The 21262-nt window shown below is 66.0% G+C and carries 20 protein-coding genes and 1 pseudogene; 6 read left to right on the plus strand and 15 right to left on the minus strand.

Annotated elements, in window-relative coordinates:
• The first annotated feature begins 26 nt into the window (after positions 1 to 26).
• Positions 27 to 1670, plus strand: coding sequence for a helicase HerA-like domain-containing protein (locus U1737_RS16585; RefSeq protein ID WP_332797533.1), 1644 nt, complete (start codon positions 27 to 29; stop codon positions 1668 to 1670).
• 178 nt (positions 1671 to 1848) lie between these two features.
• Positions 1849 to 3093, plus strand: a complete 1245-nt coding sequence (locus tag U1737_RS16590) for a M20 metallopeptidase family protein (protein ID WP_248522813.1) — start codon at positions 1849 to 1851, stop codon at positions 3091 to 3093.
• 150 nt (positions 3094 to 3243) lie between these two features.
• On the opposite strand, the gene U1737_RS16595 is transcribed toward U1737_RS16590, so the two are convergent.
• The 3 genes from U1737_RS16595 to U1737_RS16605 all read right to left on the minus strand — a co-directional run bounded on the left by U1737_RS16595 (position 3244) and on the right by U1737_RS16605 (position 6987).
• Positions 3244 to 4356 carry a serine hydrolase gene (locus U1737_RS16595; protein ID WP_332797534.1) on the minus strand — a complete coding sequence of 371 codons (1113 nt, stop codon included), beginning with the start codon at positions 4354 to 4356 and terminating at the stop codon, positions 3244 to 3246.
• A gap of 118 nt (positions 4357 to 4474) precedes the next feature.
• The gene (nadB, locus tag U1737_RS16600; protein WP_332797535.1) at positions 4475 to 6052 is read right to left on the minus strand and encodes an L-aspartate oxidase; all 1578 of its coding nucleotides are present in this window, start codon (positions 6050 to 6052) and stop codon (positions 4475 to 4477) included.
• Positions 6049 to 6987, minus strand: coding sequence for an ABC transporter ATP-binding protein (locus U1737_RS16605; protein ID WP_248522818.1), 939 nt, complete (start codon positions 6985 to 6987; stop codon positions 6049 to 6051). Before U1737_RS16605 ends, nadB begins: the two co-directional genes overlap by 4 nt.
• Positions 6988 to 7260: 273 nt before the next feature.
• Here U1737_RS16605 and U1737_RS16610 point away from each other — a divergent pair, with 273 nt between their 5' ends.
• Both U1737_RS16610 and tldD read left to right on the plus strand, forming a co-directional pair.
• A complete protein-coding gene (locus tag U1737_RS16610) occupies positions 7261 to 7494 on the plus strand; it encodes a zinc-finger domain-containing protein (RefSeq protein WP_248522819.1) in 234 nt (77 codons plus the stop codon).
• 18 nt (positions 7495 to 7512) lie between these two features.
• On the plus strand, positions 7513 to 8940 hold the full coding sequence (gene tldD / locus U1737_RS16615) for a metalloprotease TldD (RefSeq protein ID WP_332797536.1): 1428 nt from the start codon (positions 7513 to 7515) through the stop codon (positions 8938 to 8940).
• On the opposite strand, the gene U1737_RS16620 is transcribed toward tldD, so the two are convergent.
• Both U1737_RS16620 and U1737_RS16625 read right to left on the minus strand, forming a co-directional pair.
• Positions 8937 to 9233, minus strand: a complete 297-nt coding sequence (locus U1737_RS16620; RefSeq protein ID WP_248522821.1) for a CcdB family protein — start codon at positions 9231 to 9233, stop codon at positions 8937 to 8939. The genes tldD and U1737_RS16620 overlap by 4 nt on opposite strands.
• Positions 9234 to 9479: a type II toxin-antitoxin system CcdA family antitoxin gene (locus U1737_RS16625; RefSeq protein ID WP_248522822.1), complete on the minus strand. Its 246-nt coding sequence runs from the start codon at positions 9477 to 9479 to the stop codon at positions 9234 to 9236.
• Between the two features lie 49 nt (positions 9480 to 9528).
• Here U1737_RS16625 and U1737_RS16630 point away from each other — a divergent pair, with 49 nt between their 5' ends.
• Both U1737_RS16630 and U1737_RS16635 read left to right on the plus strand, forming a co-directional pair.
• Positions 9529 to 10089, plus strand: coding sequence for a pyridoxamine 5'-phosphate oxidase family protein (locus U1737_RS16630; RefSeq protein WP_248522823.1), 561 nt, complete (start codon positions 9529 to 9531; stop codon positions 10087 to 10089).
• Positions 10086 to 10283, plus strand: coding sequence for a putative signal transducing protein (locus U1737_RS16635; protein WP_248522824.1), 198 nt, complete (start codon positions 10086 to 10088; stop codon positions 10281 to 10283). Before U1737_RS16630 ends, U1737_RS16635 begins: the two co-directional genes overlap by 4 nt.
• A gap of 311 nt (positions 10284 to 10594) precedes the next feature.
• Here the strand turns inward: U1737_RS16635 and U1737_RS16640 are convergent, their stop codons facing one another.
• From U1737_RS16640 to U1737_RS16685, 10 genes and pseudogenes are all read right to left on the minus strand, one after another.
• Positions 10595 to 11923: a PQQ-dependent sugar dehydrogenase gene (locus U1737_RS16640; RefSeq protein ID WP_248522825.1), complete on the minus strand. Its 1329-nt coding sequence runs from the start codon at positions 11921 to 11923 to the stop codon at positions 10595 to 10597.
• Positions 11924 to 12203: 280 nt separating this feature from the next.
• Positions 12204 to 14429 (minus strand): annotated as a pseudogene (gene katG / locus U1737_RS16645) (catalase/peroxidase HPI).
• 516 nt (positions 14430 to 14945) lie between these two features.
• Positions 14946 to 15845 (minus strand): hemolysin family protein, encoded by a 900-nt coding sequence (locus U1737_RS16650; RefSeq protein ID WP_248522826.1) that lies wholly within the window; start codon positions 15843 to 15845, stop codon positions 14946 to 14948.
• 8 nt (positions 15846 to 15853) lie between these two features.
• Complete coding sequence (gene ybeY / locus U1737_RS16655; RefSeq protein ID WP_332797537.1) at positions 15854 to 16363, minus strand: rRNA maturation RNase YbeY; 510 nt, start codon at positions 16361 to 16363, stop codon at positions 15854 to 15856.
• Between the two features lie 9 nt (positions 16364 to 16372).
• Positions 16373 to 16768 carry a type II toxin-antitoxin system VapC family toxin gene (locus U1737_RS16660; RefSeq protein ID WP_332797538.1) on the minus strand — a complete coding sequence of 132 codons (396 nt, stop codon included), beginning with the start codon at positions 16766 to 16768 and terminating at the stop codon, positions 16373 to 16375.
• On the minus strand, positions 16765 to 17019 hold the full coding sequence (locus U1737_RS16665) for a type II toxin-antitoxin system VapB family antitoxin (RefSeq protein ID WP_332797539.1): 255 nt from the start codon (positions 17017 to 17019) through the stop codon (positions 16765 to 16767). Before U1737_RS16665 ends, U1737_RS16660 begins: the two co-directional genes overlap by 4 nt.
• Before the next feature lie 50 nt (positions 17020 to 17069).
• On the minus strand, positions 17070 to 18074 hold the full coding sequence (locus tag U1737_RS16670; RefSeq protein ID WP_132737677.1) for a PhoH family protein: 1005 nt from the start codon (positions 18072 to 18074) through the stop codon (positions 17070 to 17072).
• A gap of 427 nt (positions 18075 to 18501) precedes the next feature.
• Positions 18502 to 19818, minus strand: a complete 1317-nt coding sequence (gene miaB, locus U1737_RS16675; protein ID WP_332797540.1) for a tRNA (N6-isopentenyl adenosine(37)-C2)-methylthiotransferase MiaB — start codon at positions 19816 to 19818, stop codon at positions 18502 to 18504.
• Between the two features lie 290 nt (positions 19819 to 20108).
• Positions 20109 to 20903 carry a lysophospholipid acyltransferase family protein gene (locus tag U1737_RS16680; RefSeq protein ID WP_332797541.1) on the minus strand — a complete coding sequence of 265 codons (795 nt, stop codon included), beginning with the start codon at positions 20901 to 20903 and terminating at the stop codon, positions 20109 to 20111.
• Entirely contained in the window at positions 20827 to 21249 is a 423-nt protein-coding gene (locus U1737_RS16685) for a Fur family transcriptional regulator (protein ID WP_056047123.1), read from the minus strand. The genes U1737_RS16680 and U1737_RS16685 overlap by 77 nt, the downstream gene beginning before the upstream one ends.
• Positions 21250 to 21262: the final 13 nt, after the last annotated feature.

Here is a 21262-nt window from a genome sequence, read left to right on the forward strand (position 1 = left end):
AGCACCGGATACAGAGGACGAGACCCATGACCGACGGCATCTTCATCGGCGCAAGCGTGGACGGCAAGCCGCAGACGCTCGAATTGAAGCGCGCCAACCGCCACGGCCTGATCGCGGGCGCGACCGGTACCGGCAAGACGGTGACGCTGCAGGGGATCATCGAGGGCTTCTCCGCGAACGGCGTACCGTGCTTCGTCGCCGACGTGAAGGGCGACCTGTCCGGGCTCGCGATGGCCGGCTCGCCGACCGCCAGGACGCACGCGAGCTTTGCCGAGCGTGCGAAGGCGATCGGCGACGATAGCTGGGCCTATGCCGACAACCCCGTGCAGTTCTGGGATCTGTTCGGTGAGCAGGGCCATCCGATCCGCACCACGATCAGCGAGATGGGGCCGCTGCTGTTGTCGCGGCTGATGGACCTCAACGAGGTTCAGGAGGGCGTGCTGACGATCGCCTTCCACGTCGCCGACAAGGAGGGGCTGCTGCTGATCGACCTCGACGATCTCCAGGCGATGCTGACCGAATGCGCCGGGCGTGCGGACGAGCTGACGGTGACGTACGGCAACGTCTCGAAGCAGTCGATCGGTGCGATCCAGCGCTCGCTGCTCCAGTTGCGTACGCAGGGCGCGGAGAATTTCTTCGGCGAGCCGGCGCTGGAGATGAACGACTTCATCGGCGTCGACGATCGGGGGAGGGGGATCGTCAACATCCTCGCCGCCGACAAGCTGATGGCCTCGCCGAAACTGTATGCGACCTTCCTGCTGTGGCTGATGAGCGAGCTGTTCGAGCATCTTCCCGAGGTCGGCGATCCCGACAAGCCGGTGCTGTGCTTCTTCTTCGACGAGGCGCATCTGCTGTTCGACGAGGCGCCCAAGGCGCTGCTGGAGAAGATCGAGCAGGTCGTCCGGCTGATCCGCTCGAAGGGCGTCGGCGTGTATTTCATCACCCAGAACCCGATCGATATCCCCGACACGGTGGCGGGGCAGCTCGGCAACCGCGTCCAGCATGCGCTGCGTGCGTTCACGCCGCGCGATCAGGCGGCGGTGCGATCTGCAGCGGAGACGTTCCGCGCGAACCCCGGCGTTGATGTCGCGACGATCATCACCGAGCTGAAGGTCGGCGAGGCGCTCGTGTCGCTGCTCCAGGCGGACGGCGCGCCGACGCCGGTCGAGCGCACGCTGATCAAGCCGCCTGCCTCGCGCGTCGGTCCGATCACGGCCGCCGAGCGGAAGGTGATGATCGAGACCGATGCGGTCGGCGCGAAATACGACATGCTGGTCGATCGCGAGTCGGCCGAGGAACTGCTCGCGGCTAAGACGCAGGAAGCTAGCGCCGCCGCGGCCGAGGCGAAGGCGACGACCGAGGCGGAGAAGGCTGCGGCCGCGCAGGCGAAGCTCGATGCGAAGGCGGCGAAAGAGGCCGAGCGGGCTCGGGTTGCAGAACAGCGCGAGGCGGATCGCCAGCAACGCGAAGCGGACCGCGGGGCTGCGAACTCGCCCTGGACCAAGATGGCATCGTCGGCGACGCGCGCGGCGAGTTCGTCGATCGGCCGGCAGGTAGCGAACGAGATCGGCAAGCAGGTGTTCGGCACCAAATCGCGACGGTCGTCGACGGGCGGTGGCTTGGTCGGCACGGTCCTGCGCGGGGTTTTAGGCGGGCTGTTCCGGGGGTAGACTGCCTCCATGATTGGGGGCGGGCAGCCACCCGCCCCAACCAAACACCACCCCGGCGAAGGCCGGGGCCCAATTGGGTGACTGAGGTAACGGCGGACGGCGCTCCGTTACATCGACCTTCCCATTTGGGCCCCGGCCTCCGCCGGGGTGGTGGTTAGGCCATTCAAGGAGCCAAGCGATGTCCCTCGATTTCGAATCCACCACCGACTGGGCCCCGACCGACTGGGCCACTATCGGCGAGGACAGCCTCGACGACGCGATCACGCTCCGTCGTGCGATCCACGCCGATCCCGAGGTCGGCCTTCACTGCCCCCGCACATCGGACAAGGTGAAGGCCGCGCTCGCTGGCCTCCCGCTGGAAATCCGCGAGGGCACCTCCACCACGGGCTTCGTCGCGATACTGCGCGGCGGGCGCGGCGGCACCGCCGGCGGCAACGGTCGCACGGTGTTGCTGCGCGGCGACATGGACGCGCTGCCGATGCAGGAGGAGACCGGCCTGCCGTTCGCCTCGAAGATCAACGGCGCTATGCACGCCTGCGGCCATGATTCGCACACGGCGATGCTCGTCGGCGCGGCCAAGGCACTCTGCGCACGTCGCGACGAACTCCCCGGCACAGTCGTCTTCATGTTCCAGCCCGGCGAGGAGGGCCATCACGGCGCGCGGCACATGATCGCCGACGGCCTGCTCGACGCCCCGCTGCCCGAGGCCGGGTTCGCGCTCCACATCTCGCCGAACATGCCGATGGGCCATGTCGTCAGCCGCGCGGGTACGCTGATGGCGTCGACCGACACGTTGCGCGCGACGATCACCGGCCGCGGCGGGCATGCCGCGATGCCGCACGACTGCCTCGATCCGCTGCCGATCGCCTGCGAGATCGTCACCGCCTTGCAGACCTATGTCGCTCGGCAGGTGGCCGTTACCGACCCTGCAGTGCTGTCGATCACCAAGCTCAATGCCGGGTCCGCGCACAACGTCATCCCGTCGACCGTCGAGATGCTCGGCACGATGCGGACGCTGTCGGAGCGGACGCGCGAGCAGGTGCGCGCGGCGTTCATCCGCATGGTCGAGGGGATCGCCGCGGCGCACGGCGCGGTCGGAACGCCGACGATCGAGGAAGGCTATCCGGTCACCGTCAACGACGAGCGCGCCACCGACCTGATGAAGGCATGCGCGACCGCGATCGGCGGCGAGGGCGCGTATCAGGTGATGCCGCCGATGATGGGGGCGGAGGACTTCTCCTACGTGCTTCAGAAACTGCCGGGCGCGATGGCGTTCATCGGCGCGGCGCCAGAGGGCAGCGATCCGCGCACCAACCCGCCGCTGCACAACACGAAGATGACGATCGACGAGCGCGTGATGGCGCATGGGATCGCGATGCACTGCGCGGTGGCGGAGCGGTTTTTGGCAAACGGCTTCGACTGAGGCTGTTTTGGAAGACGTCGCCTACTACACCGTCATCCTGACGAAAGTCAGGACCCAGAATTGCGGGCGATACCGCATTTGGCTCTGGGTCCTGACTTTCGTCAGGATGACGGCAGGGCCTAGGCTTCCGCCCGATACCGCCGCCGTGCTTTAACTAAGAGCCCGCGTGGTCCCGGCGTACTTCGCCACCGCCGCCGCGGCCGCCTGGATCAGCTTCTGCCGCTCCGGCATCGGCCGGATCGTGTCGCCGATCATCACCGCGATCGCATAGCGACGCCCATCCGGCGCGGTCAGCAGGCCGACGTCGTTGAACCCCGCATTGCGTCGCCCGAGGTCCTGGCCGGTGCCGGTCTTGTGCGCGATCTCCCAGCCGCCGGGGAGCGCGGCGCGCAGGCGGGCGCGGCCGGTGACCGAACGTCCCATCGTGTCGAGCAGGATCTTGGTCGAGGTTTCGGACAAGATATCGCCCTTCGCCAGCCGGGCAATCGCATCGGCGATCGCGATCGGGGCGGCGCCATCGGGCGGATTGCGGACATACGCGTTCATCGCAGCCTCGCGCACGGCCGGCGACAGCCGATTGCGCGCCGTCATGAAGCCGCCGTTGACCGCATAGGAGGGCTGCCAGACCAGCCCCGCCGTGCCGCTCTGCAACAGTCGCTCGCCCGGCCCGAACCGGATCGCACCAAGCTGTTTCCGCGCGATCATCGACCGCACCGCGGACGGCCCGCCGACCCGCGTGAGCAACCGGTCGTTCGCGGTATTGTCGCTATGCGTTAGCGCGCGGGTCAGCAGTGCGCCGACGGTCGTGCGATAGCCATCGCCCTTCACCAGGATCGCGATCGGCTGGTGGAACAGCGTCAGGTCTTGCGGGCGGACGACGATCGGTTCGTCTAGGCGGATCTTGCCCTGATCGCGCAGGTCCATGACGGTGAGCGCGACCCACAGCTTGCTGACCGACTGTTGCGGCAGCAACTGGCGCCCCCCGGCCTCGACCGTCCAGCCATCGTCGACCGCGCGGACGGCGATGCCGGCCTTGCCCTGGAAGCCGCTCTGCAATTCGGAGATCGCGTTGATCAGGCTGGCGGGCGCGGGGCGCGGGGTCCGCGGCAGTGGCGGCGGCACCGGGATCGAGACGACCCCCCCGGCCTGCTGCATCGGGGTGACCGCCGGTGGGCTCGGCCGCGACGCCGATCCGCATCCAGCGAGCGCCACGCCGAAGAGAGTGGTTGCCAGAAGCCGCTTGAACGCACTCGCCGATGTCATGATGGATTGAACGCCCTGCACTGGAGCAGCGACCCTTATCCGTTGATCCGGCGCGGGAAACAGCGCCTGTTCCCCGCTGCGACGAAGCGCGCCGACCGTGCGCCAAGCCGCCCCCATGTCAGGGAACGAGAACCGTATCGACCGCGTCGGGCAGCGTTCCGGGATAATCGAGCGTGAAATGCAGCCCGCGGCTTTCGTGCCGGTGCAGCGCGGACCGTACGATCAGTTCGGCGGTCTGGAGCAGGTTGCGCAACTCGATCAGGTCGGGGGTGACGCGGAAATGCTGGTAATATTCCGCGACCTCGTCGTTGAGCAATTCGATGCGGTGCTTGGCGCGTTCGAGCCGTTTCGTGGTGCGGACGATGCCGACGTAATTCCACATGAAACGGCGGATTTCGGTCCAGGTCTGCTTGATGACGACCTCTTCGTCCGAATCCGTGACGCGGCTTTCGTCCCAGGGGCGGATTGGCGGGGGCGGGGGTAACTTGTCCCAGTTCGCCGCGATGTTGTCCGCCGCCGCCTCGCCGAACACGAAGCATTCGAGCAGCGAATTGGACGCGAGGCGGTTGGCGCCGTGCAGGCCGGATTCGGTGCACTCGCCGGCGGCGTACAGGCCGGGAAGGTCGGTCTTGCCATGTTCGTCGATGACGATCCCGCCGCAGGTATAGTGCTGCGCGGGAACGACTGGAATCGGCTGGGTCGTCATGTCGATGCCTACCGTCAGCAGCTTCTCGTGGATGTTCGGGAAGTGATGCCGGATGAATTCGGCGGGCATGTGGCTGATGTCGAGATGGACGTAATCGAGGCCGTAGCGCTTGATCTCGGCATCTATCGCACGCGCGACGATATCGCGCGGCGCCAGTTCCATCCGCGCGGGGTCGTAATAGGTCATGAAGCGCTTGCCGGTCGACGGGTTGATCAAGCGCCCGCCTTCGCCCCGCACTGCCTCGGTGATCAGGAAATTCTTGACCTCCAGATTGTAGAGGCAGGTCGGGTGGAACTGCATCATCTCCATGTTGGAGACGCGTGCGCCGGCGCGCCACGCCATTGCGATGCCGTCGCCGGTCGCGCCGCGTGGGGCGGTCGAGAACAGGTATGTCCGCCCTGCGCCGCCGGTCGCGAGGATCGTCGCGCGCGCGGTGTAGAGCGCGACACGCTCGGTCTTGCGGTCGACCGCGTAGACCCCCCAGACGTTGCCGGCACCCGAATAGCGTTGCTCGTGACGGCCGGTAGCGAGGTCGATCGCGATCTGGTCGGGGACTAGGGTGATGTTCGGATGCGCTTCGGCGGCTTTCTGGAGCGCCTCCTGGACCGCCCAGCCGGTCGCGTCTGCGACGTGGACTATGCGGCGGTGCGAGTGGCCGCCTTCGCGTGTGAGGTGCAGCGCGTTGCCTTCGGTCTCGAACGGCACGCCGAGATGCGTCAGGCGCTCGATTGCGGCGGGCGCGCCTTCGACGACCATCTCGACGATCGCGCGGTCGTTGAGACCGGCGCCGGCGACCATCGTGTCCTCGACATGGTTCTCGAACGTGTCGCCGGGCTCGAGCACGGCGGCGATCCCGCCTTGCGCCCAGGCGGTCGAGCCTTCGTTCAGCGCGCCCTTGGCGAGCACGGTGACCTTGAAGCGGTAGGCGAGGTTGAGCGCGGCGGTAAGACCTGCGGCGCCCGAGCCGACGATCAGGATGTCGCTGTTCATGCGTTGGCGGCGCGAGTCAGGCTGAGGAAGACGTCCTCCAGATCGGGTTCCTTGGTCGAGACGTCGACGATGCCGAAGCCGTTGGACTGGATTGCCGCCAAGACTTCGCCGGCGTTCACGCGGTCTTTCTTGTAGGTGATCTCGAGCGTGCGATTGCCCATCAGCGTGATCTTCTGGAAGCAGGCGTTGGCGGGGATATCGGTCACGTCGCGGTCGACGGTGACGGCGACGATCTTTTCCTGCGCCTTGCCGACCAGTTCGCGCGTGGGTTCGTTGGCGATCAGGCGACCGTTGTTGATGATCGCGATCCGGTCGCAGAGTTCCTCGGCTTCCTCGAGATAATGCGTGGTGAGCACCACGGTCACCCCGGCCTGGTTGAGGCTGCGGACATAGGTCCAGAGCTGTTGGCGCAGTTCGATGTCGACGCCCGCGGTGGGCTCGTCGAGGACGAGGACGGGGGGGGAGTGGACCATCGCCTTGGCCACCATCAGGCGGCGCTTCATGCCGCCCGACAGCGTGCGGGCATACGCGTGCGCCTTGTCCTCGAGGTGCACCGCGCGGAGCAGTTCCATCGTGCGGCGCTTTGCCTTGGGGACGCCGTATAGGCCGGCCTGGATCTCCAGCGTCTCGAACGGCGAGAAGAAGGGGTCGAACAGGATCTCCTGGTTGACGATCCCGATCGACGCCTTGGCGTTGCGCGGGTGCTCGTCGATGTCGAACCCCCAGATCGCGGCGCTGCCGTCGGTCTTGTTGACGAGGCCGGCGAGGATGTTGATCAGCGTCGACTTGCCCGCGCCATTGGGGCCGAGCAGCCCGAAGATCTGGCCGCGGGGGATATCGAACGTCACATCGTCGAGCGCGCGTTTCGGCGGCGCCGTGCCGACGGGCGCGTAGGTCTTGCAGAGGTTCTTGATGGCGATCGCGGCTTCGGTCATGCCAGCGGCATAGCGGGGCGTCGCGGGCTGGTCATCCCCTCGGGCGTGGCAAAGAAGATTTGTTCGCGCGGAGACGCGGAGACGCGGAGGTGTTGCATCCAGCCTGTCGGTCGGGAGACGCAACTGTCTGTTTCGCCGTAGATGATCGGAAGGTCGCTTTGCGACAAGCGTAACACCTCCGCGTCTCCGCGCCTCCGCGTGAACCCATTCTTCCTTCTAGCCCACGCCGAAGAAGCAATTGCCCGGCCGGCGCACCCTTGCTATCGCCCCCTCATGCATCCGCCGCTCGAAACCACCCGCGTCACCCACGCTCGCGTCGCCTGCGACGGCGCCACCGACATTCCCGGCGGTGCAGCGCTCGGCCATCCGCGCGTGTGGTTGCAGATCGACGAGACCGGCTATGTCGATTGCGGCTATTGCGACCGGCGTTTCATCCTCGTCGGCGGCACGGCCGATGGCGCGGACCAGTCGACATTGCGCGATCACGGGGATGGCGCAGGGCGCTAAGCCGCTTATATCTATCGGATGACGATAGCAGCAGACCCCCGTTCGTTCCTCTACCGCGATACGCTCGACCCCGAACAGGCGCAGGCCCTGACCGCCAAGGCGCTCGGCAAGGCCGATGACGGCGAGCTGTACCTGCAATATCGCAAGGCCGAGGCGTTCGGCTTCGACGACGGCCGGCTGAAGACCGCCTCCTACGATACGAGCTCGGGGTTTGGCCTTCGCGCTGTCTCGGGTGAAATGACCGCGTTCGCGCATTCCAACGAGATGACCCCCGCCGCGATCCGCCGCGCCGCCGAGACGATGGCGCTGATCGAACCTGGCGTCGTGGCAAAGGCGGGCCCGCCACAGGGCACGAACCAGCGCCGCTATACCGCCGTCGACCCGCTCGACCTCGTCTCGTTCGCAGACAAGGTGAATTTGTGCCAGACGATCGATGCCGCCGCGCGCGGCCGAGATCCGCGCGTCGCGCAGGTGTCGGTAAGCCTGTCGGGCACATGGTCGGTGGTCGAGATCGTTCGTGCCGACGGTTTCGTCGCGACCGACGTGCGGCCGTTGGTGCGTCTCAACGTTTCGATCGTCGCCGAGCAGAACGGGCGCCGGGAGACGGGGAGCTACGGGATTGGCGGTCGCTATCTCTATAACGACCTGTTCGAGCCTGCGACGTACAACCGCGCGATCGACGAGGCTCTGTCACAGGCCTTGGTGAACCTCGAATCGATCGCGGCGCCGGCCGGCGAGATGACCGTGCTGCTCGGTAGCGGCTGGCCCGGCATCCTGTTGCACGAGGCGATCGGTCACGGGCTGGAAGGCGATTTCAACCGCAAGGGCACGTCGGCCTTCTCCGGCCGCATCGGCGAGCGAGTCGCGGCCGAGGGCGTGACGGTGGTCGACGATGGCTCGCTCCAGGATCGCCGCGGGTCGCTGACGATCGACGACGAGGGCACGCCGACGCGCGAGACCGTGCTGATCGAGGACGGCATCCTCAAGGGCTATATGCAGGACCGGCTCAACGCGCGGCTGATGGGTGTCGAGGCGACCGGCAATGGCCGCCGCGAGAGCTACGCGCACGCGCCGATGCCGCGGATGACGAACACCTTCATGAAGGCGGGCAACGACGATCCGGCCGAGCTTCTGTCGCGCGTCAAGAAGGGCATCTTCGCCAAAGCGTTCGGCGGCGGGCAGGTTGATATCGTCTCGGGCAAGTTCGTGTTCAGCTGCACCGAGGCGTATCTGATCGAGGACGGCAAGCTCGGCGCACCGATCAAAGGCGCGACGTTGATCGGCGACGGGCCGAGCTCGCTGACCAAGGTGCGCGGGATCGGCAACGACTTTGCGCTCGACGAGGGAATCGGGATGTGTGGAAAGGGCGGGCAGTCGGTCCCGGCCGGCGTGGGGCAACCGACGTTGCTGGTCGACGGGCTCACGGTCGGCGGGACGGCGGCTTAAAGGCCGCTGACCACCATGTCGATCGCGGCCTTGAGATCGTATTCATAGTTGAGCAGCGAACCTACTTTTTCGCGCAGTCGTCGATCATCGACCGCGCGCAGAAACTGGATCGCTACCCGGTATTCCGTTCGGTCCATCGTCACGAGAGGGTTGAGGCGGGACTTGGATACAGACGGTTCGTCGGGTTCGCGTAGTGGAGCTACGACCCGCGAGCGCAAGTCGCTCAGAAGATCGCTTTGGCAATCGACGACGAGGCCGTGACCTTCGATCGCATAGACATCGAACTGTGCCATTTAGAGCGTCTCGAGACCAGACAGCGGAATTCCATTCTCGTCGATCCAGCGATTATGCGCTTCGATCCACTCTCGGTTCTCGTCCTTCCATCGTCGCTCACGCTCGGTCTTGATCGCCGCGCGAAGCGCAGCCTCCGTGACGCGCGACATGTTGACACCTGCTTCTTTCGCTGCCGCCACGATGCCGGTATCGATCGACATGTTGACGGGGCGGCGTTTGCTCGAAGCTATGTCATCGTGTTTCATTGCACAGATCTATGCGCATGATCCTTGCGCGTCAATTCGGAGCCAACCGATGGAATTCTTCCCCGCGCTCACCGACGAGCATCGTGCGTTCGTTGACCGGCAGCCGGTGTTCTTCGTCGCGACGGCGGCCGAGGGCGCGCGGATCAATCTTAGTCCCAAGGGCATGGACAGTTTCCGCGTGCTCGATGCGAAGACGGTCGCGTATCTCGACGTCGGTGGGTCGGGGAACGAGACGAACGCGCATCTGGGCGCGGACGGGCGCATCACGATCATGTTCTGCGCGTTCGACCAGCCGGCGCTGATCTTCCGGATCTATGGCAAGGGCCGTGCCGTGCTGCCGCAGGACGAGGGGTGGGCGGACCTCTTTGCCCGGTTCACGCCGCTACCCGGCACGCGACAGATTTTCGTGATCGACGTCGATGAAATTCAGACGAGTTGCGGCTGGGGCGTGCCCTTCATGACACTGGACCGCGAGCGGCAGACGCTGTCGAAATATCATGCCCGGCAAACCGAGGCCGAACGGATCGAGGAGCTGGCGGGGCCGACCGCGAGCATCGACGGGTTGCCGGTGCGGCTTGGGACCGTCCTGCCGGACCGTGTCGGCGCATGAGCCTGGTCGAACTGGGGCGGTACGGCCGGAACGAAGCGCATATTATCGTCGGGCGCCTCGAGAGCGAAGGTATCCCCGCGGTCGCGTTCGACGGGGGGATGTCGATCATGGAGGGGAGCTGGCTGCTGATCCCGGTGCGCGTCATGGTCGACGAGGAAGATCTTGTGGCCGCGAGAGACATTCTCCCGGACTGACCATTTTTCATGCGGGCCCTTCGGCTACGCCCGGGAGAGCCTCGTCCCGGCGTCCACGATGCTGCGCCCGCGACGAGTTCGAGTTTACGGAATCCTGGTTCCCTCCAGCACGTCGGCGGCTTGCCATTCAATCAAGAAGACGTGTTTCCCCGCGAAGGCGGGGATCCAGACTGGGCTCCCGCCTTCGCGGGAGAACAAGGAAGGGCAGGGTACCGTACGAAGGTCAACCGGCCCTTACTTGAAGGGGATAGGCACAGAACACGTCAGGGGTGACAGACTGACCAACTGGGCGTCGCGTACCCCCGCCAAGATCAGCCTCCCGCGCTGACCCGCCAGATGACGTTGCCGACGTCGTCGGCGACCAGCAGACCGCCGGTCTCGTCGGTGATGACGCCGACCGGGCGGCCCTGTGCGTCGCCGTCCTTGTTGAGGAACCCGCCCAGCACTTCGACCGGCTTCACGTTTGCCGCCGGGAAGCCGGTGTCGCCGAACGGGATATAGACGACCTTGTAGCCCGATACCGGCTTGCGGTTCCACGAGCCGTGCTCGCCGACGAATGCGCCGTTGGTGAAGCGGTCGCCGAGCTTGGCGTCGGCCGAGAAGGTCAGGCCGAGCGCGGCGACGTGCGGCCCGAGCGCGTAGTCGGGGCGCTTCGAATATTGCTGGAGTGCGGGGTTCTTCGGCTCGACGCGGCTGTCGGGATAGCCGCCCCAATAATACCAGGGCCAGCCGAAATTATCGCCGAACTCGACTTGCGTCAGGTAATCGGGCGCAAGATCGGAGCCGAGCTGATCGCGCTCGTTGACGACGGTCCACAGGCCGCCGGACCTGGGGTTGATCGCCATGCCGTTGGGATTGCGCAGGCCGGCGGCGTAGATCCGCCAGTTCTTGTCCTTCGGCCAGACCTGCAGGATGTTGGCACGGTATTTCTCGGCGTCCATGCCGTTCTCGGCAATGTTCGAGGACGATCCGACACCGACATAGAGAGTCTTGCCGTCGGCTGCGGTGATGACGTTGCGCGCCCAGTGATTGCCGCCGGGGTTGAGCTTGATGACGAGTTCGGGCTTGGCGGTGATCTTCGTCGCGCCGTCGGTATAGGGCACGCGGACGAGCGCGTCGGTGTTGCCGATGTAGAGCTGGCCGTCGAGCAGCGTCATGCCGAACGGCGAGTTGAGACCGGTCATGAACACCGACTTCGTCTCCGCCACCCCGTCGCCGTTCGCGTCGCGCAGCAGCGTGATGCGGTTGGCCGAAGGGACGCCGGCGCCGGCGCGGCCCATCAGCACCTTCATCACCCAGCCGGTGATCCCGCCACCCTCGCGCGGGGGCGAGTTCGTCTCGGCGACCAGCACGTCGCCATTAGGCAGACGGTACATCCAGCGCGGGTGATCGAGGCCAGTCGCGAACGGCTTCACCGCCAGCCCTGCGGCGGGCGTCGGCATCGCGCCGTTCTGCCAGCCGACGACCTTGGCGACCTTGACGGTCGGGATCGTCTGGATGCGGGGGTCGGTGATCTTGGGCAGCTTGCCGGTGACCTGATCGACCGGCAATTTCGCCGTGTCGGGCCAGGCGAGATAGGTGACGCCAGCGGCGATCACGAGCAGGATCAGGCCCAGGACGATGAGGATGTGTTTGCGCATGGGGGGAGATTAGGGGGGCGGCGGGGCGGGGGCAATCCCGGCGTGATCCTCGCCAGGATCGTCATCCCAGCGAAAGCTGGGATCTCCCGGTTCGGGCCGCAGCATCCGCCTCATTGAGATCCCAGCTTTCGCTGGGATGACGGGTAGGCGTGGGATCACGGGGAGGGGGGTAGGATGACGGGAGAGTGGGGATGGCGGGATTGGTCGGAGACCGGATCAGCGCACAAAAAAAGGGCCGCCGGCATTGCTGCTGGCGGCCCTCTAATCAACCAAACGTCGCTTACGAGATCGCGGCATCCTGCTCCGCACGGACCTTGGCAAGGTCGAAGCGGTCGGCGTTCATCACCTTGTTCCAGGCCTTCACGAAGGCGCTCGCGAACTTCTCGCTCGCGTCGTCTGCGGCATAGACTTCGGCCAGTGCCCGCAGCTGCGAGTTCGAGCCGAACACCAGATCGACGCGGCTGCCCGTCCACAGCGTCTCGCCGGTCTTGCGGTCGCGGGCTTCGAACACGCCCTCGCCGGTCGCGGTCCACTTTGCCGTGAAGCTCGTCCGCAGGAGATTGCGGAAGAAGTCGTTGGTCAGCGTCTCGGGACGATCGGTGAACACGCCGAGCTTCGAGTCGCCGTGATTGGCGCCCAGCACGCGCAGGCCGCCGATCAGCACCGTCATTTCAGGGGCGTTGAGGCCCATCAGATGCGCGCGGTCGACCATCAGCTCTTCGGCCGAATAGACCGACGTCTCGCCGACATAGTTGCGGAACGCATCGGTGCGCGGCTCGAGCGGGGCGAACGACAGCGCATCGGTCTGCTCCTGCGACGCATCGGTACGGCCCGGGGTGAACGGCACGGTCAGCTCGTGACCAGCCTTCTTCGCCGCGGCTTCGATGCCGGCATTGCCGCCGAGCACGATCAGGTCGGCAAGCGATACGGTCTTGCCGCTGCCTGCGAAGTCGCGCTGGATGCCCTCGTACGTCGAGAGCGCCTGCGCCAGCTCGGCCGGCTCGTTGACCGCCCAGTCCTTCTGTGGCGCGAGACGGATGCGGGCGCCGTTCGCACCACCACGCTTGTCGGTGCCGCGATAGGTCGAGGCCGACGCGAACGCCGTCTTCACCAGACGCGAGATCGACAGGCCCGAGTCGAGAATCTTCGCCTTCAGCGCCGCGATATCGGCGTCGGACAGCGGCTCGCCTTCGGCAGCGGGGACGGGATCCTGCCAGATGCGGGGCTCTGCCGGCACTTCCGGACCCAGCAGCAGCGGGTAGGGGCCCATGTCGCGGTGCGTCAGCTTGTACCAGGCCTCGGCGAATGCCTTGGCGAACTCGTCCGGATTCTCGTGGAAGCGGCGCGAGATCTTCTCGTAGGCCGGGTCGACGCGGAGCGCGATGTCGCTGGTCAGCATCGTCGGGCGATGCTTCTTCGACGGGTCATGCGCATCGGGCACGTCCTCGGCGGCGTCCTTGGCGATCCACTGGTGCGCACCGGCGGGGCTCTTGGTCAGCTCCCACTCGTGGCCGAACAAGTTTTCGAAATACAGGTTGGTCCACTTGGTGGGCTCCTGCGTCCAGATGACTTCGAGGCCGCTGGTGATCGTGTCGCCGGCGTTGCCCTTGCCGTAGCTGTTTGCCCAGCCCATCCCCTGCATCTCGATGCTCGCGCCTTCCGGCTCAGGCCCGATATAGGGCTCCGGCTCGGCGGCGCCGTGCGTCTTGCCGAAGGTGTGGCCACCGGCGATCAGCGCGACCGTCTCCTCGTCGTTCATCGCCATGCGGCCGAACGTCTCGCGGATATCGCGTGCCGAGCCCATCGGATCGGGGTTGCCGTTCGGGCCCTCGGGATTGACGTAGATCAGACCCATCTGGACCGCGGCGAGCGGGTGCGCGAGGTCGCGGTCGCCCGAATAGCGCTCGTCGGCGAGCCACTCGCGCTCGGCGCCCCAGTTCACGTCAGTCGCTGGCTCCCACACGTCGATGCGGCCGCCGGCGAACCCTGCGGTCTGGAAGCCCATTGATTCGAGTGCGCAATTGCCGGTGAGTACGAGTAGATCGGCCCAGGAGAGGCTGCGGCCGTACTTCTCCTTGATCGGCCACAGCAGCATGCGGGCCTTGTCGAGGTTGGCGTTGTCCGGCCACGAGTTCAGCGGCGCGAACCGCTGCTGACCCGCGCCTGCGCCACCACGGCCGTCACCGATGCGGTAGGTGCCCGCAGCGTGCCACGCCATGCGGATGAAGAGCGGACCGTAATGCCCGAAATCGGCTGGCCATCACTCCTGCGAGTCGGTCATCAGCGCGACGATGTCGGCCTTCACCGCGGCAAGATCGAGGGACTTGAACGCCTCGGCATAGTCGAAGTCGTCGCCCATCGGATCTCCGGCCGGCGGATTCTGGTGGAGGACCGAGACGTTGAGCTGGTTTGGCCACCAGGTGCGGTTGGTCATCTCGAACAGGACGGCGGGGCCATCCATCTTGCCGGGCTCGTTGGTGGCCTGGTGGGTCGAGCCGCCATGCATCGGGCATTGTCCGGCAGCGGGGGCTGCGGTGGTTGCTTCGGTGGTCATACCATCTCCAATCGGGCGCATTTTCAGTTGGAGACGATATGCCATCAGCGGACTGATTGGGGAAATAGATTGCGTCGTCGGCAGTGATCGGTTGGGTGATATCTGCGGTGGAGCGGCTGACGGGGGCGCGGTGCCCATCTTCAACGGACCGTTCTCGCCAAACCCCGTCGTCCGGCCAACTCTGCCGCCTTTCAACCCCAGCACCCAGCCAAGCCCGTCGCCCAGACAACCCCGCCGCCCAGACAACCCCGTCGCCCAGACAACCCCGCCGCCCCCGCCAAGCCCCGTCGCCCCAGCGAAAGCTGGGGTCTCCCCGTTTTTGCGGGCGACGTGGCCTATACGATGATATCCCAGCTTTCGCTGGGATGACGGGACGATACGGAATGAGGAAGAGGGGCGGGTTTGCGGCAAGGGGGGCGGGATTACGGGGAACATTAAAGGCCGTCAGTTATCCTCAAACGTCAAAACTCAGTCGTCGTCCTCGATCGCCACCACCGGAGGATGCAGGCGGAGGCGGTTGATGCGGCGTTCGTCGGCGTCGATGACTTCGAGCTTCCAGCCGCTGGGGTGATCGACGCATTCGCCGACCTGCGGCACATGGCCCGCGAGCAGCGCCGCCAAGCCGCCCAGCGTGTCGATATCGCCATCGACCTCCGCCAGTCGCGCGTCGATCAGTTCTGCGGCGTCCTCCAGCTCGGCGCGCGCGTCGACATCCCAGGCACCGCCTTCGATCGGCGTCATCAACACCTGCGGCGCATCGTCATGCTCGTCCTCGATATCGCCGACGATTTCCTCGATCAGGTCCTCGAACGTGACGAGGCCCTCCGTGCCCGAATATTCGTCGAGCACGATCGTCAGGTGGACATGCTTCTGCCGCATGTCGGCGAGCAGATCGAGCGCCCCGCGCGACATGGGCGCGTAGAGCGGCTCGCGGATCAGCCCGGCGATCGACGCGGGATGCTCGGCGCCGGTCGCGAGGATGTTGAAGACGTCCTTGATGTGGACCATGCCGATGATCGTATCGAGGTTGTCGCGATATACCGGCAGGCGGCTGTGCCCAGCCTCGGCGAACAGCTTAACCAGATCCGCGAACGGCGTGTCCTCCTCGACCGCGATGATATCCGCGCGCGGCACGCCGACGTCGCCGGCGTCGCGCTCGCTGAAGTGGAGCAGGTTGCGGACCATCTGGCGCTCTAGCGGCGTGAGATCGCCCTTGGCGTCGGGCGCGGGATCGCCTTCGTGCCGATCGATCGCATCCTCGAGCTGGTCGCGGAGAGATTCGTCCTGGCTACCGAAGATCAGGCCCTTGAGCCCGCGCCAGATACTGTCGCTACTATCGCCGTTACCGGCATTGGGGCCATCGGCCATCGTGGTCGTCAGTCCTCTTTTATCAGATAAGGGTCGTGAAGGCCGAGCGCGGCGAGCGCATCACGCTCGATCTGCTCCATACCCTCGGCCTCGTCGTCGTCGATATGGTCATAGCCTAGCAGATGCAGCGTGCCGTGCACCATCAGATGCATGGCATGATCCTCGACAGAAATGCCGCGCTCGGCGGCTTCCGCCACGCAGACGCCGTGCGCAAGGATGATGTCACCCAGGAGGACCTCGCCGTCGTCGGAGTTCTGGGTGATCGTGGCGAGCAGATCGGGCTGGACCATCGGGAAGGACAGGACGTTGGTCGGTTTGTCCTTCTGGCGGTACTGTTTGTTGAGCGTGTGGACCTCTTCGTCGGATGCGAGCCGGATCGAGATCTCGACGGTTGCGGTACCGGTCAGCAGTTCGCCATGTGGAGTCCGCTCAATGGCCGCGGTCGTTGCGCGCAGGGCGAGCGCGTCCCAGTCCTGCTCAGGCCAGGGGGCATCGGAAGAGAGCGCGATTTCGAGCATGCAGGTCCTTCAGGCGAGATCGGTTTGGGCGAAATCATTACCCTTGTAGAGAAGTTCCGCACCATTGGTCTTTGCGCAGGCATAGGCGAAACAATCGCCCATGTTGAGCTTCGCGGGGTGGTTCCCTTTGCCGTAGCGTTCGTGAGCCTTGATGGCCTCTCGGGTCTCGATCTCGCCGATCGGAACGAGGCGGAGGGCGAAGTCGACTATGAACGTCTCGACTTCGGCGTGTGCGACGGTGACGGGAACCTTGCGCTTGCGTGCCACCGCGCGGACTGTTTCCCATAGCGACATCGCCGAGCACAGTACCGCTTCAGCCTGACCGTATCGCTTCTCGAGGGAGAAGGCTTCCGGCTCGCCCGTCATGATTGCGACCATTGCGGAAGCGTCCAGGAACGCGATCAATCGTCGTCTTCGTCGTTAAGCGAATCGTAGAAGGCCTTGTCCGCTTCCAACCCCGTCGGTTCGCCTAGTGGGTGAGCCGCTCGCCAAGCCGCGAACCGATCATGGATACTCGCGCGCTTCTCTGTCTCGAGCATACGCTTGCGGTGCAGGAGAGCGTCGTGGACCGCTGCAGTCTTGCTGGTACCGAGCAAGCCCGCCACCTCACGTGCGAGATCCGCGGTATCCGCGTTCTTGATATAGAGCGATGCCATCGTCCGACTCCGGGGATATCCTGAAGATGTACTCCAGGATATCCCGACCATCAAGCATCGGTTCCTTCGTAGGCGGCGACGACGCGGCCGACGATCGGATGGCGGACGACGTCGCCGACGGTGAAGCGGCACATCGAGATGCTCTCGACGCCCTCCAGCCTCGTGACCGCATCCGCGAGGCCCGAGGCTGCGACGCCGCCGGGGATGTCGACCTGCTTCGGGTCGCCGCAGATCACCATGCGGCTGTTCTGGCCGAAGCGGGTGAGGAACATCTTCATCTGCGCCGGCGTGGTGTTCTGCGCCTCGTCGAGGATCACGAACGCGTCGGCGAGCGTGCGGCCGCGCATGAAGGCGATCGGGGCGACCTCGATCTCGCCCGATGCGATGCGGCGTTCGACCTGCTCGGCGGGGAGGCAGTCGTAGAGCGCGTCGTAGAGCGGGCGGAGGTAGGGATCGACCTTCTCCTTCATGTCGCCGGGGAGGAAGCCGAGACGTTCGCCGGCTTCGACCGCGGGGCGCGAGAGGATGAGGCGCTGGACGCTACCGGTGATGAGCTGCTGCACCGCCTGCGCGACGGCGACATAGGTCTTGCCCGTCCCTGCCGGCCCGAGCGCGAAGATCATGTCGTTGTTGGCGAGTTCGCGCATGTAGTGCGCCTGCGCGGGGGTGCGCGGGACGATCGTCTTCTTACGCGTCCGGATCATGATCGGGGGGGCGCCGCCGCCACCGGCATCGGCGCGGATGATGCCTTCGAGCACGGGCTCGTCCGCCATCGCGATCGACGCGTCGACGAGGCCGGTGTCGACGTCCTCGCCGCGCTGGATGCGGGCGTAGAGGTCGTGGAGGACATCGCGGGCCTTGGCGACCTGTTCGGCGGTGCCCTCCAGGCCGATCTTGTTCCCTCGTGCGGTGATGTAGACGCCGAGGCGATTCTCGAGCGCTACCAGGTTCTGGTCGTACTGGCCGAACAGCCGGACGAGCAATTGGGGCTTGTCGAACAGCAGCTCGACACGGGCGCGGTCACCGGACTGGGCGGGAACGGGTTTACGGCTCATACGGTCCTTTCAGGGACAGGCTTTTGGAAAAGAAGGGCTTTTGCAAAAGAAGGTTAGGCCGGGTTAGGCCAACGCACAGTGCGATTGACGTGTCGTCGGACCGGAGATGAGCACGCCAAGCGACGCGTTCAAGCCGCGCCGGAGCGCTGGCCGAGAGATGATTCGAGTCGCGCGGGCGAAGCTGCATCGGCGGCGAGTGTGACAGGCGATCGGGGTGTAGGACAGCGAAATCGCGGGGCTCGAGCGATGGCTCGTGAGTGTTGCCGCCATGCCTTGAATGCGCTCCTCACGATCCTCCCCCGCCAGGGGGAGGTGGCGCCGTAGGCGACGGAGGGGGAGGCACGCGAAACAGCGGTGACGCCTTACCTCCCCCTCCGTCAGGCAAGTGCCTGCCACCTCCCCCTTGCGGGGGAGGATCGGAAGGGGGTCAGGCGGCTTCGGCGATGCGTTCGATGCCGCTCAGGGAATTGGGGCCGGCTGCCGCGAGCGTCACCTCTACCAGGTCGCCGATCACGTGGTTGCCGAGCAGGTGGACCGATTGCAGCCAGGGGGACTTGCCGATCAGCTGGCCGGGGAGTTTGCCCGTGCGTTCGAGCAGGACGGTGCAGGTGCGGCCGACGGTGGCGGCGTTGAAGGCGTGCTGGTCGCGGTTGAGCGCGGTCTGGAGGCGCTGGAGGCGTTCGTCCATCACCGATTCCGGGACCTGTTCGACGATCGACGCCGCAGGCGTGCCGGGGCGGGGGCTGTATTTGAAGCTGTATGCCTGCGCATAGCCGACCGCATCGACGAGGCTGAGCGTGTCCTCGAACTCGGCGTCGGTCTCGCCGGGGAAGCCGACGATGAAGTCGCCGGACAGCGCGATGTCGGGGCGGACGGCGCGGACACGGTCGAGCAGGCGGAGGTAGGAGTCGCGAGTGTGCGACCGGTTCATTGCCTTCAACACGCGGTCGCTGCCGCTTTGGACCGGCAGATGGAGGAACGGCATCAGGCTCTCGATGTCGCGGTGTGCGTCGATCAGGCCCTGCGTCATGTCGTTGGGGTGGCTGGTGGTGTAGCGGATGCGCGCGAGGCCGGGGATGCGGTCGATGTCGCGGATCAGGTCGTGCAGGCCGCGCTCATTCTCAGACCACGCGTTTACGTTCTGCCCGAGCAGCGTGATCTCGCGTGCACCGGCGTCGACCAGCGCTTTCGCCTCGTCGACGATCGCGGCGAACGGGCGGCTGATCTCTGCGCCCCGCGTGTAGGGGACGACGCAGTAGGTGCAGAATTTGTCGCACCCTTCCTGCACGGTGAGGAACGCCGAGGGGGCGACCTTTCGGCGGGCGGGGAGTGCGCCGAACTTCGACAGCAGCGGCATGTCGGTGTCGAGAGAGGGGGTGCCGGCTGCGGCCTTCGCGACGAGGTCGGGGAGGTTGTGATAGGCCTGGGGGCCGACGACGATGTCGACCTTGGCGCGGGTGAAGATCTCCTCGCCCTCGGCCTGCGCGACGCAGCCGGCGACGGCGATCATTGGGGTCTTGCCGGACTTGCGGCGCTGGTCCTTCCGGAGGCGGCCGATGTCGGAATAGACCTTTTCGGTGGCGCGTTCGCGGATGTGGCAGGTGTTGAGGACGACGACGTCGGCGTCGACCACGTCGGCCTGGGTGAGGCCCTGGGCGGCCATCAGTTCGGCCATGCGCTCGCCGTCGTAGACGTTCATCTGGCAGCCGAAGGATTTTACGTGGAAGGTTTTAGGAGGGGACATGCGGGGGCCGTACCAAATTTGTGCGCGTGGGGGGAGGGGGCGTTGTTGGTTGGTAAAGCGTCGAAGGGCCGCTTGGCGATTTGCACCTCCCCGGCGGAGGCCGGCGCCCAGTTGGGGGGACGTTGCTAACTGAGGCCTGCGCTCCGTTACTGCGACCTTTCCAACTGGGCCCCGGCCTTCGCCGGGGTGGTGTTCCTCTGTTAGGAAGCGGTGGCGCCCCCTTGTTCTCCCGCGAAGGCGGGAGTCCAGACTGGGACCCCGCCTTCGCGGGGGAACACTCGTTGGTCGAGCTATAGCGCTTCCATGCGGCGGCGGGCTTCGGCGGCTATGGCTTTTCGGTCGCCGTATTCTACCGGATCGAAGGGTTCGGCGAAGTGCAGCGTTGCGATGAAGCTGCCCTTTCGCTTGAGAACGCGGGCGGCGTGGTGTTGGCCGGGCTCGTCGCCGACCCAGGCGAGTTCGTCGGTTGCCGTGCCATAGTCGATGCGGACGGGCTGCACGCGGACGCCGGGCGGGGGTGGGTCCAGGGCCGCCAGCAATGCCGCCTTGAACGGGAGGAGCGAGGTGCCGTCGCCCGTCGTGCCCTCGGGGAACAGCGTCACGGGCCAGTCTGCCGCCAGCGCGTCGCGGATCTGGGCGATCTGGGCGGTGACGGCCATGCGGTCGGCGCGGCTGACGAAGATCGTGTGGTTGAGCGTGCAGAGCCAGCCGAACAGCGGGGCCGCGCGGAGTTCCGATTTCGCCACGAAGGCGCTGCCGGTCGCGCCGGACAGGAGCAGGATGTCGATCCAGCTCAGATGGTTCGAGACGAAGACGACGTCATGACGCAGCGGGGTGCCAACGACCCGCGCTCTCGCACCGACGATCCGTGCGACAAGCCCCAGGAAACGCGGCGGCCAAGGCGATTTCCGCCCGAACAGCCGCCACGCGCCATGTAACGGAAGCGCCAGAATCAGCGCCAGCAGCAGCGCCGCCAGCCGCGCGCCAAAGCGGATCCGGCCGATCGGCTCAGTCCTTGCGGGTGAGGGCGACGCCGTAGAGTTCCATCCGGTGATCGACCAGTCGGAAGCCGAGCTTCTCCGCAATCGCCTTCTGCAACTGCTCGAGTTCGGGATCGACGAATTCGATGACCTTGCCGCTCTCGACGTCAATCAGGTGATCGTGATGCGCTTCGGGTGCGGGCTCGTAGCGCGCACGACCGTCGCCGAAATCATGGCGGTCGAGGATGCCGGCTTCCTCGAATAGCCGGACCGTGCGGTACACCGTCGCGATCGAGATGCCGGGGTCGATCTGCGATGCGCGCTCATAGACCTTCTCGACGTCGGGATGGTCATCCGCCTCGGACAACACGCGCGCGATGACGCGGCGCTGCTCGGTGATGCGCAGGCCTTTCTCGTTGCAGAGTGCTTCCAGATCGATCTTGCGCGGCATGTGTCATTCCCTC

This window comes from Sphingomonas fucosidasi (assembly GCF_036663855.1).
Classification (GTDB): Bacteria; Pseudomonadota; Alphaproteobacteria; order Sphingomonadales; family Sphingomonadaceae; genus Sphingomonas; species Sphingomonas faeni_B.

Excerpts from the sequence above, each read along its gene's own strand:
- U1737_RS16585 (WP_332797533.1), top strand. The coding sequence starts at position 27 with ATGACCGACGGCATCTTCATCGGCGCAAGCGTGGACGGCAAGCCGCAG.
- U1737_RS16590 (WP_248522813.1), top strand. The coding sequence starts at position 1,849 with ATGTCCCTCGATTTCGAATCCACCACCGACTGGGCCCCGACCGACTGG.
- U1737_RS16595 (WP_332797534.1), bottom strand. The coding sequence starts at position 4,356 with ATGACATCGGCGAGTGCGTTCAAGCGGCTTCTGGCAACCACTCTCTTC.
- nadB (WP_332797535.1), bottom strand. The coding sequence starts at position 6,052 with ATGAACAGCGACATCCTGATCGTCGGCTCGGGCGCCGCAGGTCTTACC.
- U1737_RS16605 (WP_248522818.1), bottom strand. The coding sequence starts at position 6,987 with ATGACCGAAGCCGCGATCGCCATCAAGAACCTCTGCAAGACCTACGCG.
- U1737_RS16610 (WP_248522819.1), top strand. The coding sequence starts at position 7,261 with ATGCATCCGCCGCTCGAAACCACCCGCGTCACCCACGCTCGCGTCGCC.
- tldD (WP_332797536.1), top strand. The coding sequence starts at position 7,513 with ATGACGATAGCAGCAGACCCCCGTTCGTTCCTCTACCGCGATACGCTC.
- U1737_RS16620 (WP_248522821.1), bottom strand. The coding sequence starts at position 9,233 with ATGGCACAGTTCGATGTCTATGCGATCGAAGGTCACGGCCTCGTCGTC.
- U1737_RS16625 (WP_248522822.1), bottom strand. The coding sequence starts at position 9,479 with ATGAAACACGATGACATAGCTTCGAGCAAACGCCGCCCCGTCAACATG.
- U1737_RS16630 (WP_248522823.1), top strand. The coding sequence starts at position 9,529 with ATGGAATTCTTCCCCGCGCTCACCGACGAGCATCGTGCGTTCGTTGAC.
- U1737_RS16635 (WP_248522824.1), top strand. The coding sequence starts at position 10,086 with ATGAGCCTGGTCGAACTGGGGCGGTACGGCCGGAACGAAGCGCATATT.
- U1737_RS16640 (WP_248522825.1), bottom strand. The coding sequence starts at position 11,923 with ATGCGCAAACACATCCTCATCGTCCTGGGCCTGATCCTGCTCGTGATC.
- U1737_RS16650 (WP_248522826.1), bottom strand. The coding sequence starts at position 15,845 with ATGGCCGATGGCCCCAATGCCGGTAACGGCGATAGTAGCGACAGTATC.
- ybeY (WP_332797537.1), bottom strand. The coding sequence starts at position 16,363 with ATGCTCGAAATCGCGCTCTCTTCCGATGCCCCCTGGCCTGAGCAGGAC.
- U1737_RS16665 (WP_332797539.1), bottom strand. The coding sequence starts at position 17,019 with ATGGCATCGCTCTATATCAAGAACGCGGATACCGCGGATCTCGCACGT.
- U1737_RS16670 (WP_132737677.1), bottom strand. The coding sequence starts at position 18,074 with ATGAGCCGTAAACCCGTTCCCGCCCAGTCCGGTGACCGCGCCCGTGTC.
- miaB (WP_332797540.1), bottom strand. The coding sequence starts at position 19,818 with ATGTCCCCTCCTAAAACCTTCCACGTAAAATCCTTCGGCTGCCAGATG.
- U1737_RS16685 (WP_056047123.1), bottom strand. The coding sequence starts at position 21,249 with ATGCCGCGCAAGATCGATCTGGAAGCACTCTGCAACGAGAAAGGCCTG.